This window comes from Amycolatopsis sp. NPDC049691 (assembly GCF_040675005.1).
In the GTDB taxonomy this organism is placed as follows: domain Bacteria; phylum Actinomycetota; class Actinomycetes; order Mycobacteriales; family Pseudonocardiaceae; genus Amycolatopsis.
On the sequence record NZ_JBFANX010000002.1, the window covers coordinates 379,255 to 394,516 of the forward strand.

17 protein-coding genes are annotated in these 15,262 nt (G+C 70.1%); 9 read left to right on the forward strand and 8 right to left on the reverse strand.

Annotation, left to right across the window (positions count from 1 at the left end; translation table 11 throughout):
* Nucleotides 1-67: 67 nt before the first annotated feature.
* The gene (locus tag AB0J40_RS06085) at nucleotides 68-1,357 is read left to right on the forward strand and encodes an acetyl-CoA C-acetyltransferase (protein WP_364448275.1); all 1,290 of its coding nucleotides are present in this window, start codon (nucleotides 68-70) and stop codon (nucleotides 1,355-1,357) included.
* A 49-nt stretch (nucleotides 1,358-1,406) separates the two neighbouring features.
* On the opposite strand, the gene AB0J40_RS06090 is transcribed toward AB0J40_RS06085, so the two are convergent.
* Nucleotides 1,407-1,946, reverse strand: a complete 540-nt coding sequence (locus AB0J40_RS06090; protein ID WP_364448278.1) for a DoxX family membrane protein — start codon at nucleotides 1,944-1,946, stop codon at nucleotides 1,407-1,409.
* 178 nt (nucleotides 1,947-2,124) lie between these two features.
* Between AB0J40_RS06090 and AB0J40_RS06095 the strand changes: the two genes are divergently transcribed.
* From AB0J40_RS06095 to AB0J40_RS06110, 4 genes are all read left to right on the forward strand, one after another.
* Nucleotides 2,125-2,859 (forward strand): MerR family transcriptional regulator, encoded by a 735-nt coding sequence (locus AB0J40_RS06095; protein WP_364448280.1) that lies wholly within the window; start codon nucleotides 2,125-2,127, stop codon nucleotides 2,857-2,859.
* Nucleotides 2,860-3,013: 154 nt separating this feature from the next.
* Nucleotides 3,014-4,204 (forward strand): ATP-binding protein, encoded by a 1,191-nt coding sequence (locus AB0J40_RS06100; protein ID WP_364448282.1) that lies wholly within the window; start codon nucleotides 3,014-3,016, stop codon nucleotides 4,202-4,204.
* Between the two features lie 224 nt (nucleotides 4,205-4,428).
* Entirely contained in the window at nucleotides 4,429-4,590 is a 162-nt protein-coding gene (locus AB0J40_RS06105; RefSeq protein ID WP_014467883.1) for a hypothetical protein, read from the forward strand.
* 226 nt (nucleotides 4,591-4,816) lie between these two features.
* Complete coding sequence (locus AB0J40_RS06110) at nucleotides 4,817-5,770, forward strand: bifunctional helix-turn-helix transcriptional regulator/GNAT family N-acetyltransferase (protein ID WP_364448284.1); 954 nt, start codon at nucleotides 4,817-4,819, stop codon at nucleotides 5,768-5,770.
* Here AB0J40_RS06110 and AB0J40_RS06115 read toward each other — a convergent pair.
* On the reverse strand, nucleotides 5,743-6,315 hold the full coding sequence (locus AB0J40_RS06115) for a peroxidase-related enzyme (protein ID WP_364448287.1): 573 nt from the start codon (nucleotides 6,313-6,315) through the stop codon (nucleotides 5,743-5,745). The genes AB0J40_RS06110 and AB0J40_RS06115 overlap by 28 nt on opposite strands.
* A 32-nt stretch (nucleotides 6,316-6,347) precedes the next feature.
* Between AB0J40_RS06115 and AB0J40_RS06120 the strand changes: the two genes are divergently transcribed.
* On the forward strand, nucleotides 6,348-6,950 hold the full coding sequence (locus tag AB0J40_RS06120; protein ID WP_364448290.1) for a hypothetical protein: 603 nt from the start codon (nucleotides 6,348-6,350) through the stop codon (nucleotides 6,948-6,950).
* On the opposite strand, the gene mctP is transcribed toward AB0J40_RS06120, so the two are convergent.
* Nucleotides 6,947-8,602, reverse strand: a complete 1,656-nt coding sequence (mctP, locus tag AB0J40_RS06125) for a monocarboxylate uptake permease MctP (RefSeq protein ID WP_364448292.1) — start codon at nucleotides 8,600-8,602, stop codon at nucleotides 6,947-6,949. The genes AB0J40_RS06120 and mctP overlap by 4 nt on opposite strands.
* Nucleotides 8,599-8,877: a DUF3311 domain-containing protein gene (locus tag AB0J40_RS06130; RefSeq protein ID WP_364448295.1), complete on the reverse strand. Its 279-nt coding sequence runs from the start codon at nucleotides 8,875-8,877 to the stop codon at nucleotides 8,599-8,601. The genes mctP and AB0J40_RS06130 overlap by 4 nt, the downstream gene beginning before the upstream one ends.
* Nucleotides 8,878-9,065: 188 nt before the next feature.
* Between AB0J40_RS06130 and AB0J40_RS06135 the strand changes: the two genes are divergently transcribed.
* The 3 genes from AB0J40_RS06135 (at nucleotide 9,066) to AB0J40_RS06145 (ending at nucleotide 11,896) form a co-directional block, all read left to right on the forward strand.
* Entirely contained in the window at nucleotides 9,066-10,685 is a 1,620-nt protein-coding gene (locus AB0J40_RS06135; RefSeq protein WP_364448297.1) for an alpha/beta hydrolase, read from the forward strand.
* Between the two features lie 113 nt (nucleotides 10,686-10,798).
* Nucleotides 10,799-11,071: a helix-turn-helix transcriptional regulator gene (locus AB0J40_RS06140; protein WP_364448300.1), complete on the forward strand. Its 273-nt coding sequence runs from the start codon at nucleotides 10,799-10,801 to the stop codon at nucleotides 11,069-11,071.
* A gap of 9 nt (nucleotides 11,072-11,080) precedes the next feature.
* Nucleotides 11,081-11,896 carry a GNAT family N-acetyltransferase gene (locus AB0J40_RS06145; RefSeq protein WP_364448303.1) on the forward strand — a complete coding sequence of 272 codons (816 nt, stop codon included), beginning with the start codon at nucleotides 11,081-11,083 and terminating at the stop codon, nucleotides 11,894-11,896.
* Here the strand turns inward: AB0J40_RS06145 and AB0J40_RS06150 are convergent.
* The 4 genes from AB0J40_RS06150 to AB0J40_RS06165 are packed head-to-tail and all read right to left on the reverse strand — an operon-like array spanning nucleotide 11,893 to nucleotide 15,256.
* Nucleotides 11,893-12,471, reverse strand: coding sequence for a hypothetical protein (locus tag AB0J40_RS06150; RefSeq protein WP_364448305.1), 579 nt, complete (start codon nucleotides 12,469-12,471; stop codon nucleotides 11,893-11,895). The genes AB0J40_RS06145 and AB0J40_RS06150 overlap by 4 nt on opposite strands.
* Before the next feature lie 30 nt (nucleotides 12,472-12,501).
* On the reverse strand, nucleotides 12,502-13,779 hold the full coding sequence (locus AB0J40_RS06155) for a hypothetical protein (protein ID WP_364448308.1): 1,278 nt from the start codon (nucleotides 13,777-13,779) through the stop codon (nucleotides 12,502-12,504).
* The gene (locus AB0J40_RS06160) at nucleotides 13,773-14,378 is read right to left on the reverse strand and encodes an ABC transporter ATP-binding protein (RefSeq protein ID WP_364448311.1); all 606 of its coding nucleotides are present in this window, start codon (nucleotides 14,376-14,378) and stop codon (nucleotides 13,773-13,775) included. Before AB0J40_RS06160 ends, AB0J40_RS06155 begins: the two co-directional genes overlap by 7 nt.
* Complete coding sequence (locus tag AB0J40_RS06165; protein WP_364448313.1) at nucleotides 14,375-15,256, reverse strand: LLM class F420-dependent oxidoreductase; 882 nt, start codon at nucleotides 15,254-15,256, stop codon at nucleotides 14,375-14,377. The genes AB0J40_RS06160 and AB0J40_RS06165 overlap by 4 nt, the downstream gene beginning before the upstream one ends.
* Nucleotides 15,257-15,262: the final 6 nt, after the last annotated feature.

A 15,262-nucleotide genomic window follows, 5' to 3' on the forward strand; every position in this document is an offset into this window, starting at 1 on the left:
CACGTCGCAGTCTAACCTACTCCCGAGTAGGTTACAGTGTGAGGGACACGACCAGAGAGGTGAAGTCATGCCACCGAAGAAGACGCCCGCCGTGCGCAAGGTCGCGATCATCGGGGGCAACCGGATCCCCTTCGCGAGGTCCAACGGCCCGTACGCGAAGGCGTCGAACCAGGACATGTTCACCGCCGCCCTCGACGGTCTGGTCAGCCGCTTCTCGCTGCAGGGCGAGGTGATCGGCGAGGTCGCCGCCGGCGCCGTGCTCAAGCACTCGAAGGACTTCAACCTGGCCCGCGAGAGCGTGCTGGGCAGCAAGCTTTCGCCCGCGACGCCCGCGTCCGACGTCCAGATGGCGTGCGGCACCGGCCTGCAGGCGATCGTCAACGTCGCCAACAAGATCGCGCTCGGCCAGATCGACTCGGCCATCGCCGGTGGTGTCGACACCACAAGCGACGCGCCGCTGGCCGTCAACGAGGACCTCCGTCAGATCCTCATCCAGCTCAACGCCGCGAAGACGCTCGGCGACCGCCTCAAGCTCGTCGCGAAGATCCGGCCGGGCCACATCGTCCCGGCGATCCCGCGCAACGAGGAGCCGCGCACGGGCCTGTCGATGGGCGAGCACGCAGCGCTCACCGCGAAGATCTGGGAGATCACGCGCGAGGCGCAGGACGAGCTGGCCGCGAGCAGCCACCAGAAGCTCGCCGCGGCCTACGACCGCGGGTTCTTCGACGACCTCGTGACGCCGTTCCTCAAGCTCGCGCGCGACCAGAACCTGCGCCCGGACTCGACGGCGGAGAAGCTCGCCAAGCTGAAGCCGGCGTTCGGCGGCCCGGACGGCACGATGACCGCGGGCAACTCGACGCCGCTGACCGACGGCGCGTCGACGGTCCTGCTCGCCACCGACGAGTGGGCCAAGGCGCACAAGCTGCCGGTGCTGGCCTATCTGACGTTCTCGCAGACTGCGGCCGTCGACTACGTCCACGGCGAAGAGGGCCTGCTGATGGCGCCCGCGTACGCCGTGCCGCGGATGCTCGCGCGCGCCGGGCTTTCGCTGCAGGACTTCGACTTCTACGAGATCCACGAGGCGTTCGCGTCGCAGGTGCTGGCCACGCTCAAGGCGTGGGAGGACCCGGCGTTCGCCAAGGAGAAGCTGGAGCTGGACGCGCCGCTCGGCGCGATCGACCGGGCGAAGCTGAACGTCAACGGCTCGTCGCTGGCGGCCGGGCACCCGTTCGCCGCGACCGGTGGCCGGATCGTCGCGACGCTGGCGAAGCTGCTGCACGAGAAGGGGTCCGGCCGCGGCCTGATCTCGATCTGCGCGGCCGGCGGCCAGGGCGTCACCGCGATCCTGGAGAAGTAACCGCACGAAAAAGGGCCGCCCCGCACTCGGGGCGGCCCTTTTTCGCGTGCTAGTTGGGGAGCGCCTTCTGGGCCCGCTTCGCGAGCTTGTTCGCGCGCTTCTCGGCCTTGCGGCTCAGCTTGCCGGCCGCGGCGCCGACGTCCTCGGCGGCGTGCTTCGCGCGCCAAGCCGCCGACGGCTTCCCGTGCGTGTCGGCCACCGCGAGGAGCAGGCCACCGGCCAGGCTCGCGTTCTTGAAGAACTGGATCTGCTGCTGCTGGCGCTCGGCCGGGTCCTTGATGGCCCAGAAGCTGTGCGTCGACAGCGTCGTCGGCACCAGGCTGCCGAGCAGCAGCCCGGCCGCGAGCCGCGGTGCCTTGCCGGCCGCGAGCGCGAGGCCGGCGCCGATCTTCACGGCGGCGTCGATGCGGACGAGCGTCACCGGATCGCGCGGAACCTGCTCCGGGACCTTGTCGCCGACCTTCTCGAACGCGCTGTTGAGGAAGGGTTCCGCCGCCTTCGCGTGCCCTTCGGCCTGCCTCAGCGCATTGATTCCGCCCGTCACGAAGATCGTGGCGAGCAGGGGACGTGCCACTCGACGGAGTATCACGGTCGTTTGCCTTCCTCGTACGGGCCGCTGCCTGGTCGAACCTACCGGGTGGGTGCCCGCTCGTCCCGTCGTCGAATCCTCATCGGGGTTTCTCCGGGAATATCGCTCTGGTGATAGATAGCGCTATAAAGCTTTAGCAGTTGACCTTGACGTTGCGTCAACTTCTATCGTCGTCGGCATGGAGTGGTCGATCCAGGACCTCGCCCGCTCGGCCGGGACCACGAGCCGGACGCTGCGCCACTACGGCGCGGTCGGCCTGCTCGCGCCCAGCCGCGTCGGCAGCAACGGCTACCGCTACTACGACGAGCAGGCGCTCGTCCGGCTGCAGCGGATCCTGCTGCTGCGCGAACTGGGCCTCGGGCTCCCGGCGATCGCGGAGGTCCTCGACGGGCAACGCGACAGCGCCGCGGCGCTCGAGACCCACCTGGAGCTGCTCGAACAGGAGCGGCGGCGGATCGGTCGGCAGATCGATTCGGTCCGGACCACGCTGCGGAAACTGAAGGGAGGTGAACGACTGATGGCAGAAGAAGTTTTCGACGGCTTCGACCACACGCAGTACGAGGAAGAGGTCACGCGCCGCTGGGGCGCCGACGCGTACCGGCGCGGTGACCAGTGGTGGAGCTCGTTGTCGGCCGACGAGAAGAAGGCCCACCAGCAGGAGCTGGCGGACATCGCGGCGGCGTTCGGCGCGGCTCGCTCCGCCGGGCTCGCCGCGGATTCCGACGAGGTCCAGGCGATCACGCGGCGGCTGCACGAGTGGCTGCGGCCGGCGGTTTCGTCGGTGTCCGCGGGGTACTTCGCGGGGCTCGGGCAGTTGTACGTCGACGACCCGCGGTACGGGTTCGAGGGCGGAGGAGCCGAGTTCGTCCGCGACGCGATGAAGATCTACGCGGAACGGAACCTCGGCGAGTAGTGCTACGTCGTAGTGCGCGCTGGGGGTAGGGACGAGCAGGGCTGCAGACCTGTTCGTCTCTATGTACGGCCATCCGGTCGAACTCCGGCGACACGCCCTAGCCGTCTATGGCGGAATATCGGGCTCGCGCTAGATACGTCGATAGCTTGGCAGAGTGGACCCCATCCGCAACCCCTTCGCGCCGGGCGCCGGGCAGCGGCCGCCTGAGCTGGCCGGGCGCGAGCGTGAGCTCAAGGCCTTCGAGGTCGTGCTCGAACGGGTGGCGCGGGGGAGACCCGAACGCAGTCTCGTCCTGACCGGGCTGCGGGGCGTCGGCAAGACCGTGCTGCTCGGGGAGCTGCGCGCGATGGCCGTGCGGCACAAGTGGGGCGCCGGGAAGATCGAGGCGCGGCCGGACGCCGAGCTGCGGCGGCCGCTTTCCGCGGCGCTGCACCGGGCCATCCGGGACCTCGCCGTGCGGCACCGGGCTCCGGACCGCGTCGAAGAGGTGCTCGGCGTGCTCAAGGCGTTCGCGCTCCGAGCCAACAAGCCCGACGCGAAGCTGCGCGACCGCTGGCAGCCGGGCATCGACGTGCCCGCCGCGCAGGGCCGCGCCGACTCCGGGGACATCGAGATCGACCTCGTCGAGCTGTTCACCGACGTCGCCGAGCTGGCCGCGGACGTCGGGACCGGCGTCGCGCTGCTCATCGACGAAATGCAGGACCTGCAGCCAGACGACGTCTCGGCGTTGTGCGCGGCCTGCCACGAGCTGTCCCAGTCCGGGGCACCTCTCGTGGTGGTCGGCGCCGGGCTGCCACACCTGCCCGCCGTGCTGTCGGCGTCGAAGTCCTACTCCGAGCGGCTCTTCCGGTACTCGCGCATCGACCGGCTCGACCGCGAGGACGCCGATTACGCCGTGATGGCGCCGATCGAGCGGGAGGACGCCGGCATCGAGCCGGAAGCCCTCGACGCGCTCTTCGACGCCTCCGGCGGCTACCCGTACTTCATCCAGGCCTACGGCAAGGCGGCCTGGGACGCGGCGCCGTCCGACCCGATCACCGTCAAGGACGTCCAGGTCGCCGCGCCCGAAGCGGAGGCCGAACTGGCGGTCGGCTTCTTCGGCTCGCGCTACGACCGGGCGACGCCGGCCGAGCGCGAGTACCTGCAGGCCATGGCCGAGCTGACCCAGGGGCGCGACGAGCCCGCCGGCACCGCCGACGTCGCCGTGTTCCTCGGGCGGAAGCCGTCCTCCCTGTCGCCGGCGCGCGACAGCCTGATGAAGAAGGGCCTGGTCTACTCCGCCGAGCGGGGTCAGATCGCCTTCACCGTGCCGCACTTCGGCCACTACCTGCTCGGCCGCGACTGATCCCTATCCCCGTTCCTAAGGCTCTCTAGCTCAATCGCTAGAGAGCCTTATAAGCATGTAGTGGGTTGCTCCGCCGTGACCGCCGCCACCCCTGATCTCTCCGGCCCATACCCAAGTTTGCCGATGATTCATCGGCACGTGCGCCACATCACCGGATATTCGTTGGCTTCCTTGTGAAAAAAGGCGCATACTAGAGGCACAAGCCACCGAAGACCCTGAAGGGGATGCAGAAACCGATGAACAACATCGCCGCCAAGCTCCGCGCCCGCCGCGCCGAGGTTCGCACTCGCCGGGCGCTGAACCGGGCGATCGACACCGCCGCGACCGCGACGGTCCGTCAGGAACTCATCGCGATCGCGCAGGCTCGCTCGGGCTACATGCGCTGACCTCTGTTTCACCCAGTGGCGGTCGCCCATTCGAGTGACCTATGCCACAAAGTGCTGAAGGTGTAACGACACGCAAAGTGCTGTCGATACCCCCTACGACCCCGTGATGCTGGCGGACCCCCGACCTGGCAGCATCGCGGGGTTTCCCATTTCCCCGAAATTCCCTTGCCGGGACCGGCTTCTCGAGTAACCTTTGACTTCGTCAACGAACTTGTTGAGGTGGTCAATGAACGACGAGCAGCTCGCCGACCGCGTCGCCGCGGTCCGCGCCTTCAACCGGCTCTACACCGGCGTCATCGGTGTGCTCGACGAGGGACCGGCCGACGCCGAGTACTCGCTGCCGGAAGCCCGCGTGCTCTTCGAGCTCGCCCACCAGGACCCGCTGCCGGTGACCGAGCTGCGCAAACGCCTCGACCTCGACGCCGGCTACGCCAGCAGGCTGCTCGCGCGGCTCGAATCGCGCGGGCTGATCGCGCGCGAACGGTCCGATGAGGACGCCCGGCGCCAGCTCGTGCGGCCGACGGCGGCGGGCCGGGACGCGTTCGCCGTGCTGAACGCGCGGTCCACCGAGCAGATCGGCGGCCTGCTGCGCCGGTTCGCCGACGAAGACCAGCAGCGGCTGCTGACCGCGATGCGCACGATCGGCGACCTGGTCGGCGAACGCCGTCGCGACCCGGCGCTCGTGCTGCGGCCGCCACGACCGGGTGACCTCGGCTGGGTGGTGGAACGTCACGGCGCGCTCTACGGCCGTGAGTACGGTTTCGGCCCCCGGTTCGAGGGCTTGGTCGCCCGGATCGTCGCCGACTTCGCCGAGCAGTCCGGCGACCCGCGGCAGGCGTTCTGGGTCGCCGAGCTCGACGGCGAGCGCGTCGGCAGCATCGCGTGCACCCGGGGTCCGGACGACGACACCGCGAAACTGCGGCTGCTGCTGCTCGAGCCGTCGGCCCGGGGCCACGGTGTGGGCAAGCGGCTGGTCACCGAGTGCGTCGAGTTCGCTCGAGCCCACGGTTACCAGGAGATGGAGCTGTCGACGGTCTCGATCCTGACCGCCGCGCGTTCGATCTACCGCGCGGCCGGCTTCGAGCTGGTCCAGGAGGTGGACTTCGACGACTGGGGCCCCACGCTTACCGACGAGACCTGGCGCCTGAAGTTCTACCGCGGCGCGCGGCCGAGCAGGTAGAACTCCGGGTTCGGCCGCAGCGCGGTCAGGTGCGCGAGCCGGTTCGACATCGCGAACAACGCCGTGATCGCGCCGACGTCCCAGATCTCGTCGTCGGACAGGCCCGCGTTGCGCGCGGCTTCGAGGTCGCCTTCGCCGAAGAGCGCCGAGTCCTGGGCGAGCGACAGGGCGAGGTCGACGATCGCGCGGCCGCGCTCGTCCAGCTCCACCTGCCACGGGTTGCTCGACACGCGGTCGGCCAGCTCGGGGTCCTTGGCGCGGATGCGCAGGATGGCCCCGTGCGCGACGACGCAGTAGGTGCAGTGGTTCGCGCCGGACGTGGCGACGACGACCAGCTCGCGCTCGGCCTTGCTGAGTCCGCCGGGCCGTTCCATGAGGGCGTCGTGGTAGTCGAGGAAGGCGCGCAGCTCGGCGGGGCGGTGGCCGAGGGCGCGGAAGATGTTCGGGGTGAACCCGGACTTCTCGGCGATCGCGCCGACGCGCTCGCGCAGGTCGTCGGGCAGGTCTTCGAGTTCCACCACCGGGAACCGGCTCACGTCGCTCATACCCCGCACGCTAGTCGTGGTTGGCTGTGTTCGTGACGGACTACGTCGACGGGTACTGCGAACGCGTCGCGCCCGGGCTCTGGGGTGAGCCGCTCAACGAGCTCAGCAACCTCGCGTTCCTCGTCGCCGCCGTGCTGGTTTGGCGGCTGGCCAAGGGGGATCGGACGGGGCGGCTGCTCGCCGTGCTGATCGGGCTCGTCTTCGTGGCGAGCAGTGTCTTCCACCTGATCGCGACGCGGTGGGCGGGCGCCGCGGACTCGGGCGCCATCCTCGCCTTCGTGCTGGTGTACGCCGTGGTGTTCGTGCGGGAGTACTGGAGCCGGCGGTGGGCTTGGGTTGCCGCGCCGGGGTTTCTCGCGCTCACCGTCGGCACCGCGTTGCTGGGCGGTGGGCTCTACCTCGCCCCATTGATCGGGCTGTTCGGCTTCGCCGCGGTGCTCGCATTCCAGCGCGACACCCACTGGACGCACTTCGCCGTCGCGGGCGCGGTTTTCGCGCTCTCGCTGAGCTTCCGCACGCTCGACCGGGACGTATGCGCATACGTCCCGGTCGGCACGCACTTCCTCTGGCACCTGCTCAACGGCGTGGTGCTCTACCTCGTTTCCCGGGCGGTCATCCGTCCTCAGTGGACTTAGTGGACGCCGATCGGGCGCAGGTCCTTGTCGTGCTCGTCGGCGTGGTAGTCCTCGGCGTTGGTGTCGTCCGTGCCGTTGAACACCTTCAGCTGCCGCGCGATCACGGTGACGATCGCCGCGACCACCAGGTTGGCGATCAGCGCCACGAAGCCGACGTAGATCTGGACCTGGGAGCCCGCGAACGGGTGCCAGCCGAAGATCGACATGTTGCCCAGCGCCAGCGCCGAGCCGCCGAAGTGGAGCTTGCCGTTGGCCGGGTTGGGGATGCCGTACAGCATGATCAGGCCCCAGCCGATGCCGACGATCCAGCCCGCGATCAGGCCCCAGCGGTGGAACCAGCGCGTGTACAGCGCGAGCGCCACGGCGGGGAGCGTCTGCAGGATCAGCACGCCGCCGATGAGCTGGAGGTCGATCGAGAACTGCGGGTCGATCAGGATGATCACGGCCACCGCGCCGAGCTTCACGACCAGCGAAGCCAGCTTCGCCTGCTTCGCCTCCTCGGCCGGGGTCGCGTTCTTGCGGATGTACTCCTTGTAGATGTTGCGGGTCCACAGGTTGGCCGCGGCGATCGACATGATCGCGGCGGGCACCAGCGCGCCGATGCCGATCGCGGCGAACGCGATGCCGGCGAACCACGACGAGAACTGGTTGTCGAACAGCACCGGGACGATCGTGTTGCCGTCCGCCTTGCCGGTCGCCGCGTTCGTCAGCGGCTTGACGCCGGCGGTGATCGCCACGTACCCGAGCAGCGCCAGCAGGCCCAGCACCAGCGAGTACGCCGGCAGCGCGACCATGTTCCGCTTGATCACGTTGCGGCCGCGCGAAGCCAGCACGCTGGTCAGCGAGTGCGGGTACAGGAACAGCGCGAGCGCCGAACCCAGCGCCAGCGTCGCGTACTGCAGCTGGTTGTTGGCGGTCAGCAGGATCGACCCGGCCGGCTTGCCGGTGGCCGGGCTCGGCGTGCCGAGCTTCTTCGCCGCCGCGTCGAAGATGTGCGACCAGCCGCCCAGCTTCGAGGGCAGGTAGATGATCGCCACCAGGATCACGATGTAGATCAGGATGTCCTTGACGAACGCGATCAGCGCGGGCGCCCGCAGGCCGGACTGGTAGGTGTAGAAGGCCAGGATCACGAACGCGACCAGCAGCGGCAGGTGCCCGACGATGCCGGAGCCGTTGATGCCCATCGTCCGCAGCACGGCTTCGAGACCGACCAGCTGCAGCGCGATGTACGGCATGGTCGCGACGATGCCGGTGATCGCCACCAGCAGCGCCAGGATCGGCGAGCCGAAGCGGCCGCGCACGAAGTCGGCCGGGGTCACGTAGCCGCGGACCCGGGAAACCGACCACATCCGCAGTGCCGGGAGCAGCACGATCGGGTAGACGACGATCGTGTACGGCAGCGCGTACAGGCCGAGCGCGCCGGCGCTGAACACCAGCGCGGGCACCGCGACGAACGTGTACGCGGTGTAGAGGTCACCGCCGAGCAGGAACCACGTGATCCACGAGCCGAACTTGCGGCCGCCGAGACCCCACTCGTCCAGGTGGTCCAGCGTGCTGCCGCGCTGCCAGCGGGACGCCATGAAGCCGAGGACGGTCACCAGCGCGAACAGGACCGTGAAGATGATCAGCTCGGGCCACTGCAGGTTGCTCATCGAGCGTCCCCCTCGTCCAGGTCCTCGACGCTCAGCTTGTCCGGCGCGTCAACAGTCGGCTTGTCCCGCGTCATCAGGTAGACGATCCAGGTGCTGAGCACCCCGACCGCCACCATGAGGAACTGGAACCAGTAGAAGAACGGCATCCCGAACAGCCGCGGACCGTCCATGTTGAACAGTGGCGTGACCAGGACCAGCAGCGGGACGATCAGGAGCAGGTTCCACGGGCTGAACCGCAACCCGCGCACCTTTCCGTCGTGCTTCGCAGTCGACATCGGACCTCACCTAACACTCCTGTAACCGACCGCCTGACCTTAAGACCTCGGTGACAGGGAGTCACGTCTGTCCGATATCGATTTGATCGCCACGATCCGCGATGCCGACCAACGTCGGTTGCCCCGCCCCCACCCGGCCTATAGGAATAGCCGGACTCGCACGCGAAAACCCGATAAGGGGCAACCGTATGACACGACTCCGCTACGCGGTGGTGATCCCGGCGATCGCCGGCACCCTGCTGGCCGGGTTCACCCCTGCGTTCGCAGGCCAGGATGCCGCGGCCGGCAAGCAGCCGCTGAACTCCACGAACATCCCGCCGCAGTACGCGAACCAGAAGCTGGACTGGCACAAGTGCGCCGTCCCCGCCGAGCTGCCCACCGCCCCGCCCGCGGGCGCCGAGGACATGGAGTGCGCGACCTACAAGACGCCGCGCAACTGGTACCAGGCGAACGCCCAGATCGACCTGACCATCGCGGTCAGCAGGCTGAAGGCGACGAAGGACGCGACGGCCAGCGTCGTCACCAACCCGGGCGGCCCGGGGGCGCCCGGGCGCAACTTCCCGGCCCGCCTGCGCAACCAGCCCAAGCTGCGCGAGCACCAGGAGATCGTCGGGTTCGACCCGCGCGGCACCGGCAAGAGCACGAACATCACGTGCGGTGGCGCCATCGGCACCGGCTCGGACCTCGACCCGCGTGACCGCAGCAAGCAGAACCTGAACCTGATCCTCCAGGCGACGAAGTACGCGGCGCTGTCCTGCCAGCAGAAGTCCGGCGAGCTGGGCCCGCTGATCAACACCGACCAGACGGTCAAGGACATCGACCTGCTGCGCGTGCTGCTCGGCCGCGACAAGATCAACTGGGTCGGCTACTCGGCGGGCACCTGGATGGGCGCGCACTACGCACAGGCCTACCCGACGCGCACCGGCCGGTTCGTCCTCGACTCCTCGACGGAGTTCACCACGACCTGGCAGAAGTCGTTCGACTGGCAGCCGCTCGGCTTCGAGCGCCGCTGGCGGCAGGACTTCCTCCCGTGGATGGCGAAGTACGACAAGCTCTACCACTTCGGCACCACCGGCGAGGCCGCGCGCCAGACCTACGAGCAGGTCCGCTACGCCCTGACCCAGGGCGCGGTCACCCTGCCCGACGGCTCGACCGTCTCGGCCAACGGCCTGGACTCGTTCATCGCGTCTTCGATCTACTCGAAGCGGTCGTTCCCGGGTCTGGCCGACTACCTGGTCAGCGTCCGCACGCTGACCCAGGGCACCGCGTCCGCGCAGGCCAAGACGTCGGCCGCGCAGAAGGTCAAGGCCGCCGACAAGAGCACCGAGACCTCCGGCGCCCAGCCGCTGATGGTCCCGACCGACGGCGACGCCTACGACGCGTCGTTCTGGACGATCCCCTGCAACGAGGGTCCGTGGACCGGCTCCACCCAGAGCGCCATCAAGCAGTCGCAGAAGCTGATCGACCAGCAGCTGCCCCTGCTCGGCGCGGGCTGGTTCATCCAGCCGTGCCTGTTCTGGCAGAAGCCGCCGGCGCCGCTGCCGGTGCTCAACGGCAAGGGTGTCCCGCCGGTGCTGATCGTCGAGTCGGAGCACGACCCGGCGACGCCGATCGAGGGTGCGCGCCGCGCGCACAAGGCGTTCGACAACTCGCGGATGCTGACGATCACCGGTGAGGGTGACCACGGCATCTACGCCGGCGGCAACGCGGGTGTGGACAAGGTCGTGGAGGCCTACCTGGTCGACGGCGTCGTGCCGAACGACCAGAGCCTGCCCGGCATGCCACTTCCGGTGCCTCCGGGCGCCTGAGGGCACTAGATGTGGTGGGGCCCCGCCGATCTCCGGATCGGCGGGGCCTTTTCCACACCTGTGCACAGAGTTGTCCACCACCTGTGGACAACTCTGGTATTAGAATCACGGTCATGGTGCGGGTACCGCTGACGGACGAAGAGCGCGAACGGGGCGAACGCCTCGGCCAGGCGCTGCGGACGGCGCGGGCCGGCCGGAGCATGGTCGACGTCGCCGCGGAGGCCGGGATCTCCGTCGAGACGCTGCGGAAGATCGAAACCGGGCGCATCCCGACGCCGGCGTTCTTCACGGTCACGGCCATCGCGGACGCGGTCGGCCTGCCGCTGGACGAGCTGCGCGCGACGGTCGCGGCGACCGCGTCACCACCGCTGTCCCAGGCGAGCTGACCGCCGGACATGAGCTGGCACCTCACCGAGGACATCGACGACTTCCTGACCCACGCCGGCGACTTCCTGCGCTCGCGACCCGCGCTCCACACCTCGCAGCTGACCCGGCTGGAAAAGCTGCGGACGGACGAGGAGAAGGGCACCCTCTTCGGCCGCCTGGAAGAGGACGGCGAGGTCCGCGCGATCTGCTACCGCCGCCCGTCGCAACGGCTGATCCTCACCGCGGTCGAACCCGGTCAGGCCGGCGCCCTCGCCGCGGAACTGGCAGGCCACCCGCTGGGCGGGGTGACCGCGGAAGACGACTCCGCGGCCGCCTTCGCCGAGGCGTGGCAGCGGCACACCGGGGCGGTGCCGGCGCCCGGGGTGCGGGTCCGGCTCCACCGGCTCGGCACGCTCACCCCGCCGGAGCCGATGCCCGAAGGCCACGTCGCCGACGCACCGGACCGCGCGGAGGTCATCCGCTGGTGCAGCGAGTTCGCCACCGCGGTCGGGCAGCCGCCCTTCGCCGACGAGCGGTCCTGGGCCGCCTCGAACTTCGCCGGCAAGCGGTTCACCTTCTGGGCGACCGACGTCCCCGTCGCCATGGCCGGTTCCACTCCGATGGTGGCCGGCATGGTCCGGGTCGACCCCGTCTACACCCCGGCCCGGTTCCGCGGCCGCGGGTACGCGGGCGCGGTGACGTTCGCGGTGAGCCAGGCCGCGCTGGCGGCGGGCGCGACGGACGTCGTCCTCTACACCGATCCCGCCAACGTCACCAGCAACGCCCTGTACCGGCGCCTCGGCTACCGTCCGATCGCGAACTTCACCGGGTACGACTTCCGCTAGACCGGGCGAAGCTGGCTGAGGATGTGCTCGCGGTCGTTGAGGAACGCGCACGCCGGCACCGGCAGGTCGTAGCTGTTCAAGAGCCGCTCGAAGTCGGAGAACTCGTCCGTCGAGAACGCGAAGCCGATCTTGACCGCGTGGGCCGCCAGGACGTCGGCGAACTCCTCCCACTCGCCGGACCACAGCAGCGTCCGGTAGTGCGTGTAGTCCTCGGGGGACAGGCGGTCGGCCAGCTGGGTCAGGACGCTGTCCCCGAAGAAGCTGATCCGGTTGTCCTTGAGGTCGGCCACCGTCGGGTTCGCCGGGTCGCGGGCCGCGTCGGGGTTGCGGACCACGCCGGGGCCCGCCACCGGGTACGCCGTGTGGACGTGGCCGTTCTCCTCGACCAGCACGATCAGGTGCACGTTGAAGCGCTCGCCGGCACAGCGCCAGCGGCCGTTGCACTGCCGCCGCCGGGCCTCGCTGGGGTCGTTCGCGACGTCCTTGACCACCGAGATGATGTGCTCGTCGCTCCAGCCGGGCGGGAACTCACTGGTCGCCCGCCGTCCGACGCCCGGTGCGTGTCCGCCGCCCACCGCTGCTCCCTTCGACGCAACGAGCGTAGGTCAAACGGCGGCAGACAGCACCACGATGCCGAGCACCAGCAGGTCGGGACCGCGGAACAGCTGCCGGGTCAGGTTGGCGGGCATCGGCCCGACCGGGGTGTCGACGAAACCCGGATTCGCGTAGTCAACGGCGGTCCGCCTGACCGTGCGCAGGATCGAAAGCACCGCCAGCGGCACGGCGAGCCACGCGCCGGCGCCGAACGACGTCCCACCCGCGAGGGTGACCACCGCGAGCACGCCCGCCCAGAGCAGACCGGTGCCCGCGAGCACCACGCCGTGCGCCACGACGAGGTCGCGGTTCGGCGACCCGAGCCAGCGGCGGCGGCCCGGGTTGCGCCACAGCTCGCCGAGCCCGGCGCCGAACGGCGTCAGCGCGACGTACGCGCCGATGCCGGCCAGGACCGCGCCCGGCAGGGTCGGCAACGCGATGTGCGCGACGACCACGGCGAAGCCGACCAGCACCGCCGCGCCCGCGTACCGCGACCGGCCGAGCGTGCCCGCCACCGCCAGCCGCAGCGGGGTCGGCCGCCGGACCGACAGCCCGATCGGCGCGGACGGCGGGAGCAGCATCATCGGGTCGAGGAAGGTGACGGCGACCGAGCGCAGCACCCGGCCGTCCCACCCGGCGAGCAGCGTGGACCGGCCCGCGCGCGAGACCGGCTCGCCGCCGAAGGCCAGTGGCAGCGCGGCGATCAGCACGCCCGCCGCGGCGAGCTCGACGGTCGCCGGGCCGAGGCCGAACGCGGCGATTGCCAGCCCGAAGACCGCCAGCACCAGCGGACCGAACGCGTCGAACCGCAGCGACGTCCGCCGCGCGGACACGAACGCGACCACCGCGGTCGCGGCGACGACGGCGATGCCCGCGCGCCACTGGTCCAGCCCCGCGCCGCCGACCGCGAGCATCAGCGCGGCCAGGTAGCCGGTCACCGCGACGACACCGGTCCAGGCGCCGAGCAGCCGCAGCGTGACGACGCGGCCGCGGTCCACCGGCGCGAAGTCGAGCCAGGTCAGCTCCGCCGGTTCGACCCACGCGAACCCGCGGCGCAGCAGGCCGCGCCAACCCACCGCGCAGCAGAGGGTGAGCAGGCCGAGCACGGCCGGGAAGTCGACGTGCGCCGAGCCGTAGACGGCCTGGCGCCAGCCGTCGACGTGGAAGAACGCGGTGAACAGGAACCCGAAGCCGAACAGGAAGACGAACGACGCCGTGTCGCCGCTGAAGATCCCGCCGAACCGCTTGCGGCCCGGGATCCGCATCCGGCGAGGCGCGATGGTCACCACAGCTCGAGCGTGCTGTCGGCGGCTTCCAGCAACGGCGGGTGGTGCGTCGCCACCACGACCGCGGCGCCGGCCGCCGTCGAGCGGGCGATCAGCTCGACCAGCCATTCCTTGCCCTCGACGTCGAGGGCGCGCTCCGGCTCGTCGAGCAGCAGCAGCTTGTGCGGCCGCGCGGTGACGCCGAGCAGGAGCAGCCGGCGGCGCTGGCCCGCCGAGAAGTGCCCGGACGTCACGCGCATGCGGTCGCCCAGCCCCGCGTCGCGCAGCAGCTCCTCGTGGTCGCCGAGGTCGGCGCCGAACGAGCCGGACAGCAGTTCGAGGTGCTGCAGCGGGGTCAGCTCGGCGAAGAAGTCGGAGTCGTCGAACAGCACGGACACCTTGCGGCGGAACTCGACGTCCCGCTCGTCCGGCGCGCGGCCGTCGACGAGCACGCGGCCGCGCTGTGGCTTCTGCATGCCGTAGAAGCAGCGCAGCAAAGTCGACTTGCCGACCCCGTTCGGCCCGACGATCGCGGCGCACTCGCCGGGGTCGACGGAGAAGTCCAGGTCGTCGAACAGCCACAGTTCGCCGGCCCGGACCCCGATGCCCCGTGCGTCGATCATCGGAGGTGCTCGAGCACCGGGGCGAACTCGTCGAGGAACATTTCGAGGATGGTGAAGTAGGTGAAGCCCCACCGCTCCCGGTGCCCACGGATCTGGTCGGCGATCTGGGCCGGTGTGCCGACGAGCGCGATCGGCAGCTCGCCGATCTCCTCGGCGCTCATCCCGCCCGGGACGAGCCGCTCGAGCTCGGCCAAGCCCGCCGCGCGGTCGTTCGTCACCTTCACGAACTGGCAGAGCAGGTTGAACTCCACTTCGGACGCGCGCTCGCCGAGCTTCCCCCGGACGAACGCCACCCGCTCGTCGACGTCCGCGGGGGTGCCCGCCGCGATGGGCGCGCCATCCGGCGTCTTCGCCGTGCCGGTGAAGCCGATGATGTCGGCGTGCTCGACGGCCAGGCCGAGCACGCGGTCGCCGCGGCCGCCGAGCAGCAGCGGCGGACCCTGCGGGCGAACGGGCGACGGCTTGTGCTCAGGGTCGGCGTAGCACCGCTTCAGCTCGAGGATCGTGCGTTCGAGGTGGTCGACGCGCTCGCCTGCGGACGGGAACCGCATCCCGGCCGCCTCGAACTCCGCCTTGACGTACCCGGCGCCGAGGCCCAGCTCCAGCCGGCCGTCGGTGAACTGGTCGGTGCCCGTGACGTCCCGTGCCAGCAGCACCGGGTTGTAGAAGGGCGCGTTGAGCACGAACGTGTTCAGCTTGACGCGGGAAGTGGCCTCGCCGGCGAGCACCAGCGAGGGGAATGGCGTGGCCATGCCGAGGTGGTCGGCGACGGAAAGCACGTCGTAGCCGAGGTCCTCGACCTTGCGGCACTTCTCGACCCACGCGGCGCGGCTGTCCGGAACGACCATGTTGACACCGAAGCGGAATTCCCCAGTCATGATCCC

Coding starts and splice junctions, on each gene's coding strand:
- AB0J40_RS06085 (WP_364448275.1), top strand. CDS start 68: ATGCCACCGAAGAAGACGCCCGCCGTGCGCAAGGTCGCGATCATCGGG.
- AB0J40_RS06095 (WP_364448280.1), top strand. CDS start 2,125: ATGGAGTGGTCGATCCAGGACCTCGCCCGCTCGGCCGGGACCACGAGC.
- AB0J40_RS06105 (WP_014467883.1), top strand. CDS start 4,429: ATGCAGAAACCGATGAACAACATCGCCGCCAAGCTCCGCGCCCGCCGC.
- AB0J40_RS06110 (WP_364448284.1), top strand. CDS start 4,817: ATGAACGACGAGCAGCTCGCCGACCGCGTCGCCGCGGTCCGCGCCTTC.
- AB0J40_RS06115 (WP_364448287.1), bottom strand. CDS start 6,315: ATGAGCGACGTGAGCCGGTTCCCGGTGGTGGAACTCGAAGACCTGCCC.
- mctP (WP_364448292.1), bottom strand. CDS start 8,602: ATGAGCAACCTGCAGTGGCCCGAGCTGATCATCTTCACGGTCCTGTTC.
- AB0J40_RS06130 (WP_364448295.1), bottom strand. CDS start 8,877: ATGTCGACTGCGAAGCACGACGGAAAGGTGCGCGGGTTGCGGTTCAGC.
- AB0J40_RS06135 (WP_364448297.1), top strand. CDS start 9,066: ATGACACGACTCCGCTACGCGGTGGTGATCCCGGCGATCGCCGGCACC.
- AB0J40_RS06140 (WP_364448300.1), top strand. CDS start 10,799: ATGGTGCGGGTACCGCTGACGGACGAAGAGCGCGAACGGGGCGAACGC.
- AB0J40_RS06145 (WP_364448303.1), top strand. CDS start 11,081: ATGAGCTGGCACCTCACCGAGGACATCGACGACTTCCTGACCCACGCC.
- AB0J40_RS06160 (WP_364448311.1), bottom strand. CDS start 14,378: ATGATCGACGCACGGGGCATCGGGGTCCGGGCCGGCGAACTGTGGCTG.
- AB0J40_RS06165 (WP_364448313.1), bottom strand. CDS start 15,256: ATGACTGGGGAATTCCGCTTCGGTGTCAACATGGTCGTTCCGGACAGC.